The sequence below is a fragment of the Kitasatospora sp. NPDC004240 genome (assembly GCF_053603215.1).
The window spans coordinates 1-16,924 of sequence record NZ_JBSGFD010000013.1 but is presented as its reverse complement, the minus strand read 5'-3'; the positions used below and the strand labels follow the sequence as shown (position 1 = coordinate 16,924).

The window sequence follows — 16,924 nt, the reverse complement described above, 5'->3', positions numbered from 1 at the left end:
GGCGGTCGGACGGGCGGTCAGATCGGCAGCACGGAGGGGTCCTGCGCCGCGGACTGCGCGGTGTTGACCGCCGCGAACACCTCCCGGGCGGCCGCGTGCACCTCCACCAGCGCGCGGATGTGGGCCGGGGCGGCCATGAGCTCGTCCCGCCCCAGGGTGGTCAGTTGGAGCTCGGCGCGGGCGCTGATCGGGTTGAGCCGGGTGTCGAAGGCCTGCTCGGTGATCGACAGGCCGCTGACCTTCACCGGCAGTACCCGGCCCGCCCCCCACACCAGTACCGTCCAGGGCAGGCTGGGCGGGGTGATGGTCGCCAGGCCCACCTGGGCCAGCCCCTGCGACTGCTTGACCAGCAGCGTGGACGGGAGGACCAGCTGCTCGATCGCCGCGATCACCGGCAGCAGCCCGCTCACCACCGTGACCGGGTTGGCCGCCGGGTGCTCCAACCGGTCGGCGGCGTCCAGCGCCAGCGACACCGTCAGCGACTCCACCGGCACCGTCGCCGGGGTGGCCGGCTCGGCCGCGCCGGGCGCGGGCTTGGCGCCGGCGGCCTGCCCCAGCTCGAAGCGCCGGGCCAGGCTCTCCGGGTTCAACGGGAAGACGATCAACTGGACCGGCACCGGCGAGAGCGGCCCGTAGGCCAGCAACGCGCCCTTGGCGACCTTCGGACGGCCCGGGAACTCACTCATCTACAGCCCCAATCCGGTGCGCACGCGGTCGGTGATCCGGTCGGCCAGCGCCAGGACGTCGATCTGCGGGGTGATCCACTTGATGTCCTTGGCCTCCGGCGGCCGCAGCTCCTGGTCGGAGCGGTAGTGGAAGGGCGCGCTCAGCCCGAACTCCAGGCCGGTGGAGTACGCGTAGGAGGCGAGCGCGTACTCCCACCTCTTCTCGCCGATCAGTCTCGCGGCGGCCACGATGTCCGCCGCGATCGCCAGCGTCAGCACCGGCTGCACCTTGATCTCCGCGTTGGCGTCGAAGGAGAGCACCCGCTTCTCGTAGACCAGCGCCGCCTGCGCGTCGAGGCCGCCACGCAGCAGCACCCCGCCGGTCACCCGGATCCCGGCGGTGACGCTGCCCACCCCGACGGAGAGCCCGGCCGCCGCCCGCAGGCTCAGCTCCAGGCCCGCCTCCGCAGGCAGGGAGAGCCGGGCCCGGGCCGCGACCTTCAGATCGGTGTCCGCCTCCAGCGGGTCGAAGCCCGCGGAGATCACCAGGTCGTGCAGGGTGCCCGGCCCGAAGCCGTACCGGAACGCCGCCGCGGCGCTGAGCTGCGCCACCAGGCCGACCGAGGTCGGGCCGAGCGGCACGGCGAAGATCGGGATCTCCGGGAAGGGGATGTCGAAGATCGGGTACCGGCCGGAGCTCGGCTTCAGGAACACGTACGGCGGGAACCTCAGCTCACCCTCGACCCGCAGCCGCCGCTCCGGGGAGAGGACCACCCCCACCGTGCCGACCAGGCCGGGCCGGATCTCCACCTGGGCCTGGCCCCTGCCGGAGATCCGGCCCTGCTCGTCGAGTACCGCGGTGAGCTGCCCGGCGATCCGGTCGCGCTTGAGCGCGATCGTTCCCTCGCCGGTGAAACGCCCGTCGCGGTAGGCGAGCGTCATGTCGCCGTTCAGCCCGAGGATCGTGAAGGTGGTCTGCCCCGAGCCGGTCACCCGTTCGCCGTCGTAGGCGAGTCGGAGATCCACCGGGCGCAGGCCGGGCACCGTCACCCGGCCCTCGCCGGCGTACCGCAGCCGGTTCTCCCGGCGCTCCACGGTGAGCGCGATCGCGTTCCCCAGGACCAGCAGGTCGACCGTGCCGCTGGCGTCCCACCGGCTGCCGGTGAACGCCACCACCACCGAACCGCCCTGCACCAGCCCGGCCCTGGGGGTGGCCGTGAGGTCCAGCCGGCCGCTCAGCCCGGTGCCCGGGCGGTAGCTCACATCGGCCTGCGCCCGCTCCAGGCCGGGCACCACGGCGTTCAGCGTGCCGGTGGCGAACAGCCCGGAGGTGTCCGCGCCGGCGTCCAGGGTGCCGGTGACGATCCGGCCCAGCTCGAAGCCCAGCCGGCCGGAGGCCTTGAGGTCGGGGTTCAGCGAGATCCCCAGTGAGGCCTCGGTCACCGTGAACGGCGGCAGCGACAGCGCCTTGCGGTCCGGGGTCACCGCGGCCCGCAGGCCGTCCTGGTCGAGCGTCACCTCGATCGGCACCCTGCTCAGCAGCGGGACGGTGGGGCTGATCCGGCCCTTGCCGACCAGGCCCTGCTCGCCCATCTCCAGGTCGAGGAAGCCCGGGCTCAGGTACGGATAGGTGAACTGCAGCTGCCTCGACCGCTGGGCGAACCTCAGCCGCGCCTTCGGCCCCGGGTCGACCACGTTCAGCACCACGTCGCCGGAGCCGCTGACCGCCAGCGGCGTACGGGTGCCCGAGCGGGTGCCGGTGAAGCTTCCGGCGACCTCGTCGCCCTGCCGGTTCGCGGTGCGCCTGAGCGACCTGAGGGCCATCGCCGGGATCAACTCGCGCGCCGGGTGGTTGAGCTCGTCCCCCTCGATCGGGTCCCGGCCCCTGATGTCCGGCCGCACCCGCAGGGTGAACGTGGCCGCGCCGGCCCGGATCGGGTAGTCGACCCGCTGCCCCAGGCCCTTCTCCCGCTCGGCCAGGTCCGCCGGGGACGGCCGGGCGCCCGCCGCCAGGTCGGCCATCGCGTTCAGGTGCACCTGCACCGAGGTCTTCGTCTCGGCCTGCCGCTTCTTGATCACGGCCGCCCGCCCGTCCGGGTCCTGCGGCAGCGGGGTGGGCTCGGCCACCGGATAGGCGCCGGTCTGGCGCACCCGGGAGAAACGCAGGGTCAGGCTCCTGACATCCACCTCGGGGTGCTGCTCGTCGAGGGCCTTGACCACCCGGTCGGCCGCGGCGCGGACGTTCTGCCAGATCAGCAGCCCGCTCGCCCGGTTCTCCTTGGAGTCGTGCGGGGCGAGGTTGTCCGGCACGTTGGTGCCGCCGAGCTGGAGCTCCAGCACGTGGTCGATCTCGGTGCGGTCGCCCGTCGAGTACGGCTTGAACTCGCCCGGGGGCTGCGCCTTGCCGCCTGCCTCGTGCCACCACTTCCCCGCCATCTCGGCGGGCCACTTGACCCGCTGCAGCCACAGTTGCCGCAGCTCGTCGGAGGGCGCCCGCTTCTGCCAGAGCTCGGTCCTGATCCGCTTGCCGCCGACGTCGGTCACCGCCTGGAGCGCGCCGCCGCCCTTGGCGTTCAGCCTCGCGAGCGCCTCGTACTCCTTCAGCCACGGCCCCTTCTCCCGCGGCAGCACGAACTCGCCCAGCTCCACCAGGACCACCGACGGGTCCTCCGGCAGCTGCCGGACCTTCTCCACGGTGACCGGACCGCCGGCGTACTCGATGTCGAACGGCTGCCAGGTCGTCTCGGCCCGGCCGAGGAAGGGCTCGGTGGCCCGCTGCCACGCCCAGCCGGCCGGCAGCGGCCCGCCGGACAGCGCGGCGGCCAGGTCGGCCTGCCGCTCCAGGGCCGCCGAGGCGGCCGGCAGCGGGCCCCGGACGCCATGGGTGCCGTCGGCGCCCCGGCCGCCCCGGGTGAGGAAGTTGGGCGCGTGCGCCCGGCCGCCGTGCTGGGCGACGTGCGCCAGCTCGTGGGCGATCAGCGAGCGGCCCGAGGCGGTCAGCGGGTCGTAGGACCCCTGTGAGAACACCACGTCGTGGCCGACCGCGTACGCCTTCGCGTCCAGCGCGCGGGTGGCCGCGTCCGCCTCCGGGCCGGTGTGCACCCGGACCGGCCCGAAGTCGTGACCGAAGCGGGCGGACAGCTGGTCGCGGACCCCCGCCTCCAGTGGCCGCCCCCGGCCGGCCAGTCCGGCCGCGGCGTACGAGGCGGGCGTACGGGCCGTGCCCGCGCCGCCCCCGCGCTCGGTGCCGCTCATCGCCGCACCGCCCGGGCCACCGCCGCCGCCAGCTCCCGGCCCAGGCGCTCACCGGGCGGCGGCCCGCCCGCCACCGGCTCCCGGCCGTCCAGGCCCTCCGCCCACTCCCCGGTCACCGGGGTGCGGGGGGTGGCCGGATCGGCCAGCAGCACCGCCAGGTGCCGCCGGAAGGCCGCCAGCACCGCCGGCACGTCCGGCTCCCGGACCCCGTCGAGCACCAGCTGATCGATCTCCACCTCGACCGGCGCGTTCACTCCCACCCCCGCAGCTCGTGCGGCGACAGCGGCCGCTCCAGCTTCTCGCACTCGATCCGCACGGCCTCCCGGACGTGCGCCATCCGCACCGGCTCCCCGGCGTCGGCGGCCAGGAAGGCCGCGTGCAGGGCGAGTTGGGCGATGCTGCCGCCGGTGACGGCCAGCTGCGCCAGCCGTACCGGATCCAGCCCGTCCACCGGGACGCCGGGCGGGAAGGCCCGCCGCCACAGGCCCGCCCGCTGCTCGGCGTCCGGGAAGGGGAAGTTGACCACGAAGCGCATCCGGCGCAGGAAGGCCGAGTCCAGCGCCTCCTTGGCGTTGGTCGTCACCACGCAGATGCCGGCGAAGGACTCCAGCCGCTGGAGCAGGAAGCTGACCTCCAGGTTGGCGTAGCGGTCCCGGCTGTCGCGGACGGTGGTGCGCCGGCCGAACAGCGAGTCGCCCTCGTCGAAGACCAGCACCGCGCCCGCCTCGGCGGCGTCGAAGAGCCGGGCGAGGTTCTTCTCGGTCTCGCCGATGTACTTGCTGACCAGCTGGCCCAGGTCGGCCCGGAGCACGTCCCGGCCGAGCTCGCCGGCCAGCGCCTCGGCGGCGGTGGTCTTGCCGGTGCCGCTCGGCCCGCTGAACAGCGCGGTCACCGCGAGCCCGCGCCCGCCCGCCCCGCCCGGGTGGCCCCACTCCTCGTGCACCCGGTGGCGCTGGCGGACCTGCGCCAGCAGGGCGCGCAGCGCGCGCTCGGCGGGCTCGGCGAGCACCATCGAGGCCAGGCCGGTGGCGGGGCGGCGCAGCTGGGCGAGGCCGTGCAGGGGCCGGTCGGTGAGGGTGCGGCAGGCGGCGGCGAGGTCCTCGACGGTGGGGGCCGCCGCGGTGGAGCCGTGGGTGGTGGTGCCGCCGTGAATGGTGCTGCTGGGGGTGCCGGTGCCGAGGGTGCCGGTGCCGGGGGTGCCGGTGCCGGGGGTGAGCCGGGCGGCCCGCTCCACGCCCAGCGCGATGGTGGCCGCGGTGAGCGGATGGCGGTCGGCCAGCTCGGTGAGACCCGCCGGGGCGGGCAGCCCGGCGTCGGCCAGGGCCCGCGCGAACAGCGCCCGCCGTTCCTCCGGGCCCGCCGGGGGCAGCCGGAGCACGGGCATCGCGGCGGCGGCCGCGGCGGTGGCGGCCATGGCGGTGGACGCCGATGTCGTGCCGGAGCCGGTGCCGGGAGGCTCGGGCAGCGAGAGCACCACCGGCACGCCGTACCCGGCGGCGTCCGCCGCCAGCCGCACCGCACCCGGCGGCGGCTCGCCGGCGGCGTCGGCCAGTGCGGCGGAGACCGAGGCGGCCGGGGAGAGCGCCCCGGACGGGCCGGTGCCGGGAGGACCGGCCTCGACCAGCAGCAGGCGGCCACCGAGCGCCGCCTCGCGGGCGAGGATCCGGCCGTAGAGGTCGGCGGTGGGCGCGTCCGGCGGCACCTCCCAGGCGTCGGCCAGCAGGGTGGTCAGCCCCAGCGAGGAGGCGGCCGCCAACACGGCCTGCCGGCGGGTCAGCCGGTCCTCCCCGGTCAGCACCAGCGGACGGCCGCCCGGCCGCCCGCCCGTCGACGGGGCCGCCAGGGCGGCCAGCCGTCCGGCCACCTCGCGCTGGCGCGGGGACAGGGCGCAGACCGGCTCGGCGAGCCGGGCCCGCCCGCGCAGCCGTTCGTCCAGGGTGACGGCCCCGACCAGGGCGTGCAGGACCCGCTCGTCCAGGGACAGCGGCAGCTGCGGCAGGCCGCCGTAGCGGGCTGCCGGGAGCTCTCCCGGCAGGTCGGCCAGCCGCCAGTGCCGTAGCGGCGCGTCGGGCAGCAGCGCGCTCCAGTGGGCGTCCGGCAGGGCGGCGAGCGCCCGGGCGAAGGTTACCGTGCCGGCGGCGCGGGGCAGCCCGAGCTCCGGGGCGGCGGCGGCCACCAGGATGTCCTGCTCGAACCGGGTCAGCCCGAACAGCTGGGCGATCCGGGTCGGCGCGACCGGCGCCCCGGCGGCCGCCACGACCTCCTCGGCGAGCTGCGCGGCCGCCCGCTCCGGCCGGGCCGCGTCACCGGGGCGGCCGTCCAGGCGGGCGGCGACCGCCTCGGCGTGCAGCACGAGGTAGCGCTGGTTGTCGCGGGCCCAGAGCGCGGCACGCTCCTCGGCGCGTTCGTCGGCGTGCGGGTCGGCCTGCGGGTCGGTCGGAGGGGTGGGGCCGGGCCCGGTCGGGCGGGCGTCGTCGGCGGTGGTCGTCACAGCGTCACCTCCTGCGGCTGGAAGCGTCCGTGGGCGTCCACCGGCGGAATGCTGCGGGTGCCGTCGATCTCCAGGGTGACCCGGTAGCGGCCCCGCGGGGTGTGCGTCAGCTCCGTGGTGAGCGCGGTCTGCGGGGTCGGGGACGGCAGCGGCACGGCCACCGCCAGCGCCACCGTGGCGTCCGGGCCGACCCGGTCGAGCAGCACCCGGACCCGCTGCGGCGCGGCGACCGCCGGCAGCACCTGGACCGCGAGGGTGCCCGTGTAGTCGTCCGGGCCGGCGGCCGGGGTGGCGGAGACGGCCGTCAGCGTGGGCAGCACGGTGAAGGGGACGGCGTTGCTGGTCGCCGCCGGGCTGGTCGAGGAGAGCGTCGGGTCGGGCGGCGGGATCAGCCGCAGCACCCGGACGGAGTGCGTCCCCGGCCGGACACCGGCCAGCGGGACGGTGAGCTGCCCGGCGTCCACCACCGTGGCCGGGACCTCGCCCCCGTCCACCAGCACCCGCAGCGTCTCGCCGGGCTGCGGGGCGAGGCCCGCGCCGAACAGCCGCAGCTCCGGCATCGGCGTGGCCGAACGGATCGGCGCGCCCGGCCCGTCCGGCCCGGCGGCCGCGTCCAGCCGCGGCGCGGACAGGGTGCGCACACCCAGCCCGACCCGGCGCACCGGCAGCACCGTGCCGGGGACCTCGGGGGCCTCGACGATCACCGGGCCGGCGGTGAGCGCCAGGGTGACCGTGAAGGAGCCCGGCGGGTAGAGCGCCCAGAGCCGGTTGACGTCGTCCAGGCTCAGCGACTCCGGGGTGAGTCTGACCCGCTCCCGGGCCTGCGCCAGGTCGGTCTCGTGGATGTCCGGATGGGCGGCCACGGCGGCCTCGATCAGCTCGGGGCCGAGCTCCGGCACCGCGTGCAGGGCGGCCGCGCACAGCGCGAGCATCTGCTCGGACTGGTAGGCGTTGTAGCCCCGGAAGGTGAACAGGTAGTGCAGGTCGAGCGCCACCCGGGGGGTGCTGCGCATCTCGCCGGAGGAGGCCCGGGTGGGCAGGTCCTCGGTGAACAGCGCGGCGTTGCGGCTGATCCGGTAGAGGTGCACGCCGACCCGGGGGGTGACGCCGTCGTCGTCCAGGGGGCCGGGCGCGACCAGCACCCGGGGGTTGACGTGCCCGGCGTCCAGCCGGGCCTGGATCAGGGTGACCAGGGCGGCGGTGACGGTGGGCACCGCGAGCGCGTTGCTCAAACCGGCCACCCCCCGTGGTCGTGGCGGCGGTGCGCGGCGAGCAGGTCGGGGTGACCGGCGGCCGGGGCGGCGGAGGCAGCCACCGGGGCGGCGGTCGGCGCGGGCTGTCGGACGACCAGCTCCACCCGGCCGATCCGGACCACCACCGGTGCGGGTACGGCCGGTTCGGCGGCCCGCTCGCGGCGGCCCGCCCGGCCCGTGGCGGGGACCGGGGCCGGTACCCGGTCGGCGGGTGAGGGGCGCAGGACCACGGCGGGTACGGCGGGCGCCTCCGCCTCCACGCGCGGCGGGACGACCGGCACCGGCGAGGGCACCAGCACCGTCCGCCCGGCGGGCTCCGGACGGCCCGCGGGTGCGGCGTCCGCGCGGGCGGCGGGGGCCGGCGCGGGGCCGGAGGCCGGACGGCGGGGGCCGGTGGCGGAGGCGGCGGGTGTAGTGAGTGGCCGGGGCGGGCCGGACGGATCCGCCGCCGGGTCGGGTGACACGGTGGACGGGCGGGGGCCCCCGGTCGGCCCGGTCGCCTCGGTGGGCCGGGGGTCGGGGCCCGGACGGACGGCGGGCGCGGTGGCCCGCCGGGGCGGGGTGAGCCGGACCGCCGGGGGTGCGGCGTCCCCGACCGGCGCCGGGGTGCCGGACGACCGGCCGGCCGGAGGGTGGCGGTGCGCGGCGGGCTCGGGGCGGTCGATGGTGCCGGGAGCGGGCCACCACGGTGCCTCGGGCGACGGCGGCCCGGCGTCCGACGGTGTTCGGACGGCGGAGGCCCGGGCGGCGAACCAGGCGAGCCCGTGCTCGGGTGAACGGCGTGGCGCGGGCGCGGCCGTGCCACGGGCGGTGTGCTCGGCGCCCGCCGCGACCCGGGCCCGTACGGCCAGGCGGCGCAGGTGGCCGGTGGCGGCGCCTCCCCCCGGGGCGGTCACAGTTCACCGTCCGCGACCAGGGTGAGGTAGCCGGCCCGTCGGGGCGCCGGGAGCGCGAGCACCTCGGGCTCCGTCCAGCCGTAGGCGAGGGCCAGGGCGTGGACGTCGGCCATCAGCAGCCGGTACGGGGACAGCCGGGCGGCGAGCTCGGCGGCCGGGTCCAGCACGGCGGGGACGGCGGTGCCGCAGGCCGCGCAGCCGAGCAGCAGCTCGATGTCGGCGAGCGGGTCGGCGGCGGCCATGGCGCTCTCGATGGCGGCGAGCGTGCCCTCGTCGAGCTCCCGCCAGGCGGTGACGCACCGGTCGAGCAGCAGCCGGCGGGCCCACTCGGCGGGATCGGCGGTGGTGGTGGCGTCAGCGGGATCGGCGTCGGTGGCCGCAGCGGTCTCGGTGTCGACCCCGGTCTCGCCGCCGGGCTGAGGGGCCCACCCGGCCGCGCCCGGGGGCGAGAGCTCGGCGACCGCCTCCAGGTCGGCGCCGTTCGGCAGCCGGAAGCCCGCCACCGGGGCGGCGGCCCCGAGAGCGGCCCCCTCCCCGGCCCCCGCGTCTGCGACCAACTCCGCCAGGTCCACCCCGGCGTCCAGCCGTTCCCCGCAGGACGGGCAGTCCAGCACCCACTCCACCAGCGCGCCGTAGGTGCCCGCCACGGCCCCGAGCAGCAGCGCGTTGCGGTCGCCGACGCTCAGCGCCCGCAGCTCGGCGGGCTCCGGGCGGCTGCCCCCGAGGTCCTCGACCACGGTGGCGAGCACCCGGGTGACCCAGTGCTCCCCGGCCGGTCCGCCGGCGAGGGCGGCGCCGAGCGCGGCCTCGTCGGCGCCGGTGAGCACCCGGATGGTTGCGGTCTTCGCGGGACGCGCCGCCAGGCCGTGCCGCAGGGGCACCCGCAGGCCCGGGGCGATGGTGGTCCCAGAGATGCCGGCGATCACGGTGTGAAGGTGACCTCCTTGGGCTCGACCACCGCCGGGTCGCGTTCCCAGCCCTCGTTCTCCAGCTTGAGGTGGGCGAGGGCCACCGCGTTGGCGTTGGCGTCGAGGTCGGGCAGCGCCTGGTACTCGCTGACCCAGCAGCGGAACACGTTGTAGGCGATGACGAGTTGGCCGGCCTCGTTGTACAGCTCGATGACGATGTCCTTGCGGAAGTCCGCGAGGCTGACCTCGGCGCCGAGGGCGGCGCCGTGCTGCCACACCTTGGAGGCCCAGGCCTCGAACTCCAGGTCGTGGGTGACCCCGCGCTCCAGGGTGATCGCCTCGTACTTGGTGCGCCCCGGGGAGCGGCGTGCGCTGGACGGGTCGCCGCCCTCGCGGAACTCCACCACCTCGGTGGTCCGTTTGAGGCTGCTGACCTTGCTGACGCCCGCGACGTGGCGGCCGTCCCACTTCACCCGGAACTTGAAGTTCTTGTACGGGTCGAACCGGTTGGTGTTGACCGCGAACTGTGCCATGGACGGGCTCCCCTCAACTCTGCGTCTGGCCGGCGAGCTGCTGGACCCGCAGGATCACGAACTCGGCGGGCCGCAGCGGTGCGAAGCCCACCAGGACGTTCACCACGCCCAGCCCCTGGTCGGTGGGTGTGGTGGTGGTGGCGTCGCAGCGGACCAGGTAGGCCTCCTTGGGGGTGAGTCCGGCGAACGCCCCCTGCCGGAACAGGCCGTGCATGAACGAGCCGATGTTCAGCCGGATCTGGGACCAGAGCGGCTCGTCGTTGGGCTCGAAGACGGCCCACTTGAGGCCGATCAGCAGGCTGGACTCCAGGAAGTTGGCCAGCCGTCGCACCGGCACGTACTTGTAGTCGGACGGCGAGGCGTCCGAGCCGGCCAGGGTGCGGGCCCCCCAGGAGACCTGGCCGTAGGCGGGGAAGGTCCGCAGGCAGTTGACCGCGATCGGGTTGAGTACGCCGTTCTCGGGGTCGGTGAGGTCGTGGTCGATCCGCTGCACCCCGAGGAGCTTGGCCTCGGTGCCGGCGGGGGCCTTCCACACGCCCCGGGCTGCGTCGGTGCGGGCCATCAGGCCGGCGATGGTGCCGCCCGGGCCGACCGAGCGGGGCCGGTAGTTGGAGGTCGGGTCGGCGATGGTGAGCCGGGGGAAGTACAGCGCGCTGAACTCGTCGCGGACGAAGCTGCGGCCCTGCAGCCAGGTCCGCAGTTCGGCCGGGCTGTCCTGGGTGTCCGGCGGGTCGACCAGCAGCAGGGCGCGCTTGTGCCGGCAGTAGGCGACGGCGTTGCCGATGACGTTGGCGTACTGGGCGTCCACGGTGGCGGAGTCGGCGAAGCGGTCGGGGTCGCCGGCGCGCTGGTTGCCGAGGCTGGGCAGGCACAGCAGGGTGAAGTCGGTGTTCTCCAGGGCGAACATGCCGCTGCCGGTGCCGGTCGCGCTGCCGACGAGGTCGGCGGCGCCGGGGCGGGCGCCGTCGCCGCCGCCCGTCAGCCCGACGGATCCGGCGGCCGGGGTGAGGGTGTCGAGCCTCAGCTCCTTGACGGTGGGCTCGGTGCCGCCGCCCCCACCGCCCCCACCGCCGCTGGGCTCGGCGTCGGTGGCCTTGAAGATCAGCGGGTCGGCCACACCGGGCAGCAACTGGAGCCGGCCCTTGGTGACGTCGGCCGGGTCGGGCACCAGCCGGACCACGGCCTGGGCCCAGCGCGGGTCGCCGGCGTGCGCGGTGCGGACGCCGGACTGGAGGGTCTCCGCGATCTGTTCCAGGGAGCCGAGCTTGCCGGGGAGCTCCAGCTCGGCGCTGGTGACGGGGTAGGTGTCGGAGGTGGCGGACAGTCCGATCTTGATCCGGCGCTTGGCTTCGCGGTCCGGCGGGGCCGCGAAGCTCTCGGTGGAGACCAGTCCGCTGAGGGCCGGGGTGCCGTAGGAACCGCTGGCGGGCGGCTCGACGACGATCAGCTCGGAGGTGTCGTTGACCGCGGTCGGCAGGAAGTTGGGGTCGCCGGCGGCGGTGCTGGTGAGCCCCCGGAACTCCTCCTGGCGCAGCACGGCCGGGCGGCCGCCGTCGGTGCCGACCAGGCTGACCACCAGGTCGTAGCGGTCGGCTGCGGCGCCGCCGAGGACCTGGACCCGCAGCGCGTTCCCCCAGGCGCCCTCGTCCCTGGCCCGGACGACGAAGGCGGTGCCGCCGCCGGCGAGGGGGACGTCCGCGTGGGCGCGGGCGAGCCCCGCGGCCCCGGCGACCCGGACCACCCAGGCCCGGGCGCCGCCGTTCAGGAAGTACTGCTGGAGGGCGAAGGAGGTGTCGCTCTCCCGGTGCAGTCCGCCGAACCGGCGTTCCACGTCGGCGAAGGAGAGGACCTCCTCGGCGGTGTTCATCGGGCCGCGCGGGAACCAGCCGACGAAGGCCGCGATCGCGGTGGGCACGCCGGCGATCGGGTGCACCCCACTGGGCACCTCCTCGACGTACACGCCCGGGAACGTGGGTGCGACGGGCATGAGCGCTCCTCTCCTCGGGGGACGCCGTCAGTCTCCCGGGGGGCCGTCACTACGCCGTCTGCCGTAGCGTCACATCGGCGTCACATCGCCAGAGTTCACCCGATCGGTCGTATGCGGACGCGGCTGTGCCGCGACCCGTCCCCTCGACAGGTCGCGGCACAGCGCGTCGTGCGTCCGGAACCGGTCCGGAGTTCACCCGTCGCCGGGTGGTTCAGGGGTCAGACGCGCCCCCAGAGGGCCGGGACGTTCGGCGGCTCCCAGCCGACCTGGGCGGTGTGGCCCTGGATGCAGCGGTAGCCGACGCCGCCGTAGGTCACCGTGTCGCCCGCCTGGTAGGTGGTGCCGGCCGCCCAGGTCCCGCCCGGGTTGCCGGTGCCGACCACCAGCGAGTAGCTGGTGGAGTGGGTGGCGCTGCCGGTGCCGGTCACCGTGACGGTGTAGGTGCCGTTCGGGACGGCGGAGCCGACCGCGAAGGTCACCGTGGAGGACGAGCCGGACTGCACCGAGGACGGGCTGAAGCTCACCGTGACGCCGCTCGGCTGGCCGCTGGCGCTCAGGTTCACCGTCTGCGCGGAGCCCGAGGTGGTGGCCGTGTTCACGGTCGCGGTGAGCGAGTTGCCCGGGGTGGTGCTGCCGGTCGCCGGGTTCACCGAGACGCTGAAGTCGTTGGCCGGGGTGGTGCCGCCGACCGAGGTCTTCCACAGCGTGTACGCGACGCCGTCGGCGCTGCGGTCGAGCACGGTGGCGTTGATGTTGCTCGCGGTGTCGCAGGCCGAGTGGTAGCAGGAGTCGTACGCCCGCCCGGCGGTGCCGCCCCACTTGGCGGCCTGGGAGGAGCTCTTGGTGGCGCTGGCGCCGGCCGCGTACCCGGAGGTCGGGATCCCGGCCTGCTGGAAGGAGTAGTCGTCGGAGCGGCCCTGGCCCTCGACGTTCTCCTCCGGCTGGACGTTCAGCGAGTCCCAGTACGCCTTCATCGGCGCCGAGGCGGCGGAGTTGATGTTGTTGATGAAGTAGCCGCCGTTGGGCGAGCCGACCATGTCGAAGTTGTAGTAGCCCTTGATGGCGCTGCGCTGGGAGGCGCTCAACTGGCCGACGTAGTACTGGGAGCCCTGCAGGCCCTGCTCCTCGCCGGTCCACCAGGCGAACCGGACGTGCCGGGTCAGGGTGGGGTTCTGCTGGGCCAGGGCGAGCGCGTTCTCCAGCAGCACGGCGGAGCCGGAGCCGTTGTCGTTGATGCCCGGGCCGGCCGACACGCCGTCCAGGTGGGCGCCGAACATGGTGACCTGGTCGGCGGGGCCGCCCGGCCAGTCGGCGATCAGGTTGTTGGAGCCGTAGGTGCAGCTGCTGCAGGGCTGCTCGGTGACCGTGTACCCGGCCGCCTGCAGCTTGCCCTTCACGTAGGCGAGCGACTGCGTGTAGCCGGCGGTGCCGGTGCGGCGGTTGCCCCCGTTCTGCGAGGCGATGGTGTTGAGCTGGCTCAGGTGCGCCTGGACCTTGGCCACGTCGATGTCGGGCGCGCTGCCGCCGGGGTTGCCGCCGCCGACCGTCAGCGTGTACTGCGCGGTGTGGGTGGCGCTGCCGGTGCCGGTCACCGTGATGGTGTAGGTGCCCTGCGGGGTCGAGGACGAGGTGGAGACGTTCATCGTCGCCGAGGAGCCGGCCTGCACCGAGGACGGGCTGAAGGTGACCGAGGCGCCGCCGGGCTGGCCGCTGGCGCTGAGGTTCACCGTCTGGCCGGTGCCGGAGGTGACGGCGGTGCTGACCGTGGCGCTGGTGGAGGCGCCGGCCTGGACCGAACCGCTGGACGGCGCGACGGCGAGCGAGAAGTCGTTGTCGCCGGACGGCGTACAGGTCGGGTCACCGGGCTGCGCGGTCACGCTGATCGCGTCCCAGGCCGCCTTGGTGCGGGTGAAGAGGTTGCAGCCGGGGTCCAGGGTCTTGGCCGCGGTCAGGGTGGCGGTGCGGTACTTCTTGTGGGTCATGCCGCTGGTCTTGAGCAGCATGCCGCCGTAGAAGATCCGGCCGGCGTCCTTGATGCCCACCCCGGTGACGGTGGAGTTGTTGCAGGTCGGGCTGGTGGGCTTGCCGCCGCCCGGGTTGGAGCCCTCGGAGAGCAGGTAGAACCAGTGGTTCAGCGGGCCCGCCGCCGCGTGCACCTCGGTGCTCGGGATCGAGGACGAGTAGCAGTTGGGGTTGTTGCTCACCTGCGAGGGGTTGTACATGTTGCGGATCGGACCGTTGCCGACGAGGTTGATCATCTCGCCGACGAGGTAGTCCGGGCTGTCGTACGGCGCGCTCTGGTTGGCGTACGCCTCGGTCAGCGCGCCGAAGATGTCGCCGGTGGCCTCGCCGAGACCGTTCTCGTTGTTGGCGCCGCCGGGGGTGAACTGGTCGATGCCGTGGCCGAACTCGTGGCCCACCACGTCGATCGAGGCGATCCACTCGTTGGCGTTGTTGCGGCCGATGGAGACGGAGGAGCCGTTCCAGTAGGCGTTGACCTCGTTGAGGCCGACCTTGACCGGCCAGCTGCCGCCGTTGCCGTTGTGGCCGTTGCGGCCCAGCCACTCGCGGAGCATGTCCCATTCCTTCTGCGCCGCGAACATCACGTCGGCGCAGCCGGTCTCCTTGCTGGTCGAACTGCCGTTGCCCCAGGTGTCGGTGGACTTGGAGAACACCTGGCCGCTGGTGTAGTCGGCGCAGCTCAGGCCCGGCCGGTTCGGGTCGCGCAGCGAGTAGGTGCCGCCCGAGTTGGTGGTGCTGATGGTGGGCGAGGGGCCGTTCCACTTGCTGTTGGCGGTGCCCGCGCGGACGTCGTCGTAGCTGTCGATCACCTCGCCGGTGCGGGCGTCGACGAAGACGTGCAGCCGGCTGGGCGCGGTGGCGGTGGCGCCGGTGACGACGGTCTCCCAGGCGAGCCGCGCGGTGTCGTCCTTGACCCGGACGACCAGGCGGCGCTCCTCCACGCTCTCCACGACGGCGAGTTGGGCGCGCGCGGTCTTCTCGGCGTTGGCGGCGCTGATCCTCGCCTTGGTCGGCACGCCGACCGGGCCGGTGGACGCCGACTGCAGGCCGCGTATCCGGCCCTGGCCGTCGGCGATGACGACGGCGTCGCCGCCGACCACCGGCAGGCCCTGGTAGCTGCGCTCGTAGGCGACCGAGAACAGGCCGTCCACCCACGGGGTGACGGTGCGCCGCTCGTAGACCTCGCCCGGGCCCTTGGCCAGGGCGTCGAGGCCCGCGGAGGCGGCCTGGTCGGCGGCGGAGACGGCGGCGGCCAGTGCGCTCGGCGGGGGAGTGGGGGCCGGCTCGGCCGCGGCCGCCGTGGTGCCGGCGGTCGCGGTGACCAGCCCGGCCACCACGGCCAGGGTTGTCCCGGCCGTCAGTAGCCGGCGTTTGATCGGACTGTGGTGCATCGAGGCTCCTCGGGGTGTGGGGGTCCTCGATCGCGGACGGCGCCCTCGTGGCGCTCTCGGCACGCCGTCTTGCGGACGGCCGCTGCTGTGGGGGTGAGGTCCGCGCTCGGGTGCCGGAACACTCACACGTCGTCATGGCTCGGTCAATGGTCTGGACAAGTGCGGAGGGGCTTCGGCAAGTTCTGTCAAAGGCCCATTGGTACCAAGTGGTTGAGACCACCTCATGTACGAAGCGGCACCCGGACCGGTACCGTCCTCGCAGGCGGACGGCACCCCACGCCGCCCGCCGCGACCAGGGGGAGGGGCCGATCGTGTACCGCGCCGACGCCGCCGCACCGCCCGCCGGGGCACCGACCGTCGCCCCGCGGGCCGCCACCGCCGCACCGCCCGCCACCGCGGCGACCCCTGCCACGACCCCCGTCGGGCCCGCGGCCGCCGCACCGCGCGGCGGCGACCCCTGGCGCTGCTTCGGCGCCCGGCTGCGCCACTGGCGCCGCCGCGCCGGACTCACCCAGGCCCAACTCGCCGCCGCCGTCGGCTACGACCACACCGCCATCAGCAAGCTCGAACACGGCACCCGCCGCGCCACCGTCCGCCTCGCCGACCGGCTCGACACCCTGCTCGCCGCCGGCGGGGACCTCCTCGCCGCCTGCCGCGCCGCCGAGGACGGCGGCCCCGGAGCCCCGCCCGTACCACTGGCCCCCGCCCGGCCGCCGCTGCCCGGCGCCTCCGCGCCGGTGGCCGTCCCGCCGCCCGCGCTCGCCCTGCTGCTGCCGGCCCGGCTGCCCGACTACGGACTGCTCTGCCCGTTGCACGGCGCCGCCGGTTGTGAGGTCCCGCCGCCCGCCGCGGCCGCCGCCCTGCACGCCGCCTTCTGCGCCGCCGGCGACGCCGCCCCGCCACCCCTGGACGCGGACACCGCGCACGCGCTCGCCGGGATGCTCGCCGTCCACCTGCGGGCCGGCGAGGAGCACCCGCAGGCCGGCATCCCGCTCGTCGAGCACACCCTGCGCGCCATCGTCCGCCGGCTCACCCTCACCCCCGCCGACCCCGGCCGCGCGCTGGTGCGCCTGGCCGGTGAGTACGCCCACGCGGCCGGCGGACTGCGGATGCGCCACGGCCGCAACGCCACCGCCATGACCTGCTTCGACCGGGCCCTCACCTGGGCCGAACTCGCCGGCGACCGCGGTACCCAGGTCGCCGCGCTCAGCGACATGAGCACCCTCGCCCGGATGGACGGCGACCCCGCCACCGCCCTCGGCTACGCCCGGGAGATCGCCCGGGTCGCCCCCGGACGGCACTGGGCCGGCGCCATGGCCCAGGCCGGCCAGGCCCGCGCGCACGCCCTGGCCGGCGACGTCCGCGAGACCGTCCGTCACATCGCCCGCGCCCGGCTGCACCTGGACCACATCGGCGAGGGCGACGAGACCGACGCCCCCTGGCTGTCCATCGCCTCCATGCAGTTACGCGTCGAGTCGGCCGCCCCCCCCGCGCTTCCCCACCACCCCCCCCCGCGCGGCGAC

Annotated in this window: 11 protein-coding genes; 1 reads left to right on the top strand and 10 read right to left on the bottom strand. The window is 75.5% G+C overall.

Features of this window, described 5'->3' with window-relative positions; translation table 11 throughout:
• Positions 1-17 precede the first annotated feature (17 nt).
• The 10 genes from ACWEQL_RS05865 to ACWEQL_RS05820 form a co-directional block, all read right to left on the bottom strand.
• Positions 18-686 (bottom strand): hypothetical protein, encoded by a 669-nt coding sequence (locus ACWEQL_RS05865; RefSeq protein WP_452148924.1) that lies wholly within the window; start codon positions 684-686, stop codon positions 18-20.
• Positions 687-3,920 (bottom strand): eCIS core domain-containing protein, encoded by a 3,234-nt coding sequence (locus tag ACWEQL_RS05860; RefSeq protein ID WP_452148923.1) that lies wholly within the window; start codon positions 3,918-3,920, stop codon positions 687-689. It abuts the gene before it with no gap.
• Entirely contained in the window at positions 3,917-4,180 is a 264-nt protein-coding gene (locus ACWEQL_RS05855) for a hypothetical protein (RefSeq protein ID WP_452148922.1), read from the bottom strand. Before ACWEQL_RS05855 ends, ACWEQL_RS05860 begins: the two co-directional genes overlap by 4 nt.
• On the bottom strand, positions 4,171-6,411 hold the full coding sequence (locus ACWEQL_RS05850; RefSeq protein WP_452148921.1) for an AAA family ATPase: 2,241 nt from the start codon (positions 6,409-6,411) through the stop codon (positions 4,171-4,173). Before ACWEQL_RS05850 ends, ACWEQL_RS05855 begins: the two co-directional genes overlap by 10 nt.
• Positions 6,408-7,643 carry a Pvc16 family protein gene (locus ACWEQL_RS05845; RefSeq protein WP_452148920.1) on the bottom strand — a complete coding sequence of 412 codons (1,236 nt, stop codon included), beginning with the start codon at positions 7,641-7,643 and terminating at the stop codon, positions 6,408-6,410. Before ACWEQL_RS05845 ends, ACWEQL_RS05850 begins: the two co-directional genes overlap by 4 nt.
• Positions 7,640-8,560, bottom strand: coding sequence for a hypothetical protein (locus ACWEQL_RS05840; RefSeq protein WP_452148919.1), 921 nt, complete (start codon positions 8,558-8,560; stop codon positions 7,640-7,642). Before ACWEQL_RS05840 ends, ACWEQL_RS05845 begins: the two co-directional genes overlap by 4 nt.
• Complete coding sequence (locus ACWEQL_RS05835; RefSeq protein WP_452148918.1) at positions 8,557-9,486, bottom strand: hypothetical protein; 930 nt, start codon at positions 9,484-9,486, stop codon at positions 8,557-8,559. Before ACWEQL_RS05835 ends, ACWEQL_RS05840 begins: the two co-directional genes overlap by 4 nt.
• Positions 9,483-10,001 carry a phage tail protein gene (locus tag ACWEQL_RS05830; protein WP_452148917.1) on the bottom strand — a complete coding sequence of 173 codons (519 nt, stop codon included), beginning with the start codon at positions 9,999-10,001 and terminating at the stop codon, positions 9,483-9,485. Before ACWEQL_RS05830 ends, ACWEQL_RS05835 begins: the two co-directional genes overlap by 4 nt.
• Before the next feature lie 13 nt (positions 10,002-10,014).
• Positions 10,015-11,988: a phage tail sheath family protein gene (locus tag ACWEQL_RS05825; RefSeq protein ID WP_452148916.1), complete on the bottom strand. Its 1,974-nt coding sequence runs from the start codon at positions 11,986-11,988 to the stop codon at positions 10,015-10,017.
• 218 nt (positions 11,989-12,206) lie between these two features.
• Positions 12,207-15,401 carry a M28 family peptidase gene (locus ACWEQL_RS05820; RefSeq protein WP_452148915.1) on the bottom strand — a complete coding sequence of 1,065 codons (3,195 nt, stop codon included), beginning with the start codon at positions 15,399-15,401 and terminating at the stop codon, positions 12,207-12,209.
• 311 nt (positions 15,402-15,712) lie between these two features.
• On the opposite strand from ACWEQL_RS05820, the gene ACWEQL_RS05815 reads away from it, so the two are divergent.
• A partial coding sequence (locus ACWEQL_RS05815; RefSeq protein WP_452148914.1) for a helix-turn-helix domain-containing protein occupies positions 15,713-16,924 on the top strand: 1,212 nt, incomplete at its 3' end.

Excerpts from the sequence above, each read along its gene's own strand:
- ACWEQL_RS05860 (WP_452148923.1), bottom strand. The coding sequence starts at position 3,920 with ATGAGCGGCACCGAGCGCGGGGGCGGCGCGGGCACGGCCCGTACGCCC.
- ACWEQL_RS05830 (WP_452148917.1), bottom strand. The coding sequence starts at position 10,001 with ATGGCACAGTTCGCGGTCAACACCAACCGGTTCGACCCGTACAAGAAC.
- ACWEQL_RS05820 (WP_452148915.1), bottom strand. The coding sequence starts at position 15,401 with ATGCACCACAGTCCGATCAAACGCCGGCTACTGACGGCCGGGACAACC.
- ACWEQL_RS05865 (WP_452148924.1), bottom strand. The coding sequence starts at position 686 with ATGAGTGAGTTCCCGGGCCGTCCGAAGGTCGCCAAGGGCGCGTTGCTG.
- ACWEQL_RS05825 (WP_452148916.1), bottom strand. The coding sequence starts at position 11,988 with ATGCCCGTCGCACCCACGTTCCCGGGCGTGTACGTCGAGGAGGTGCCC.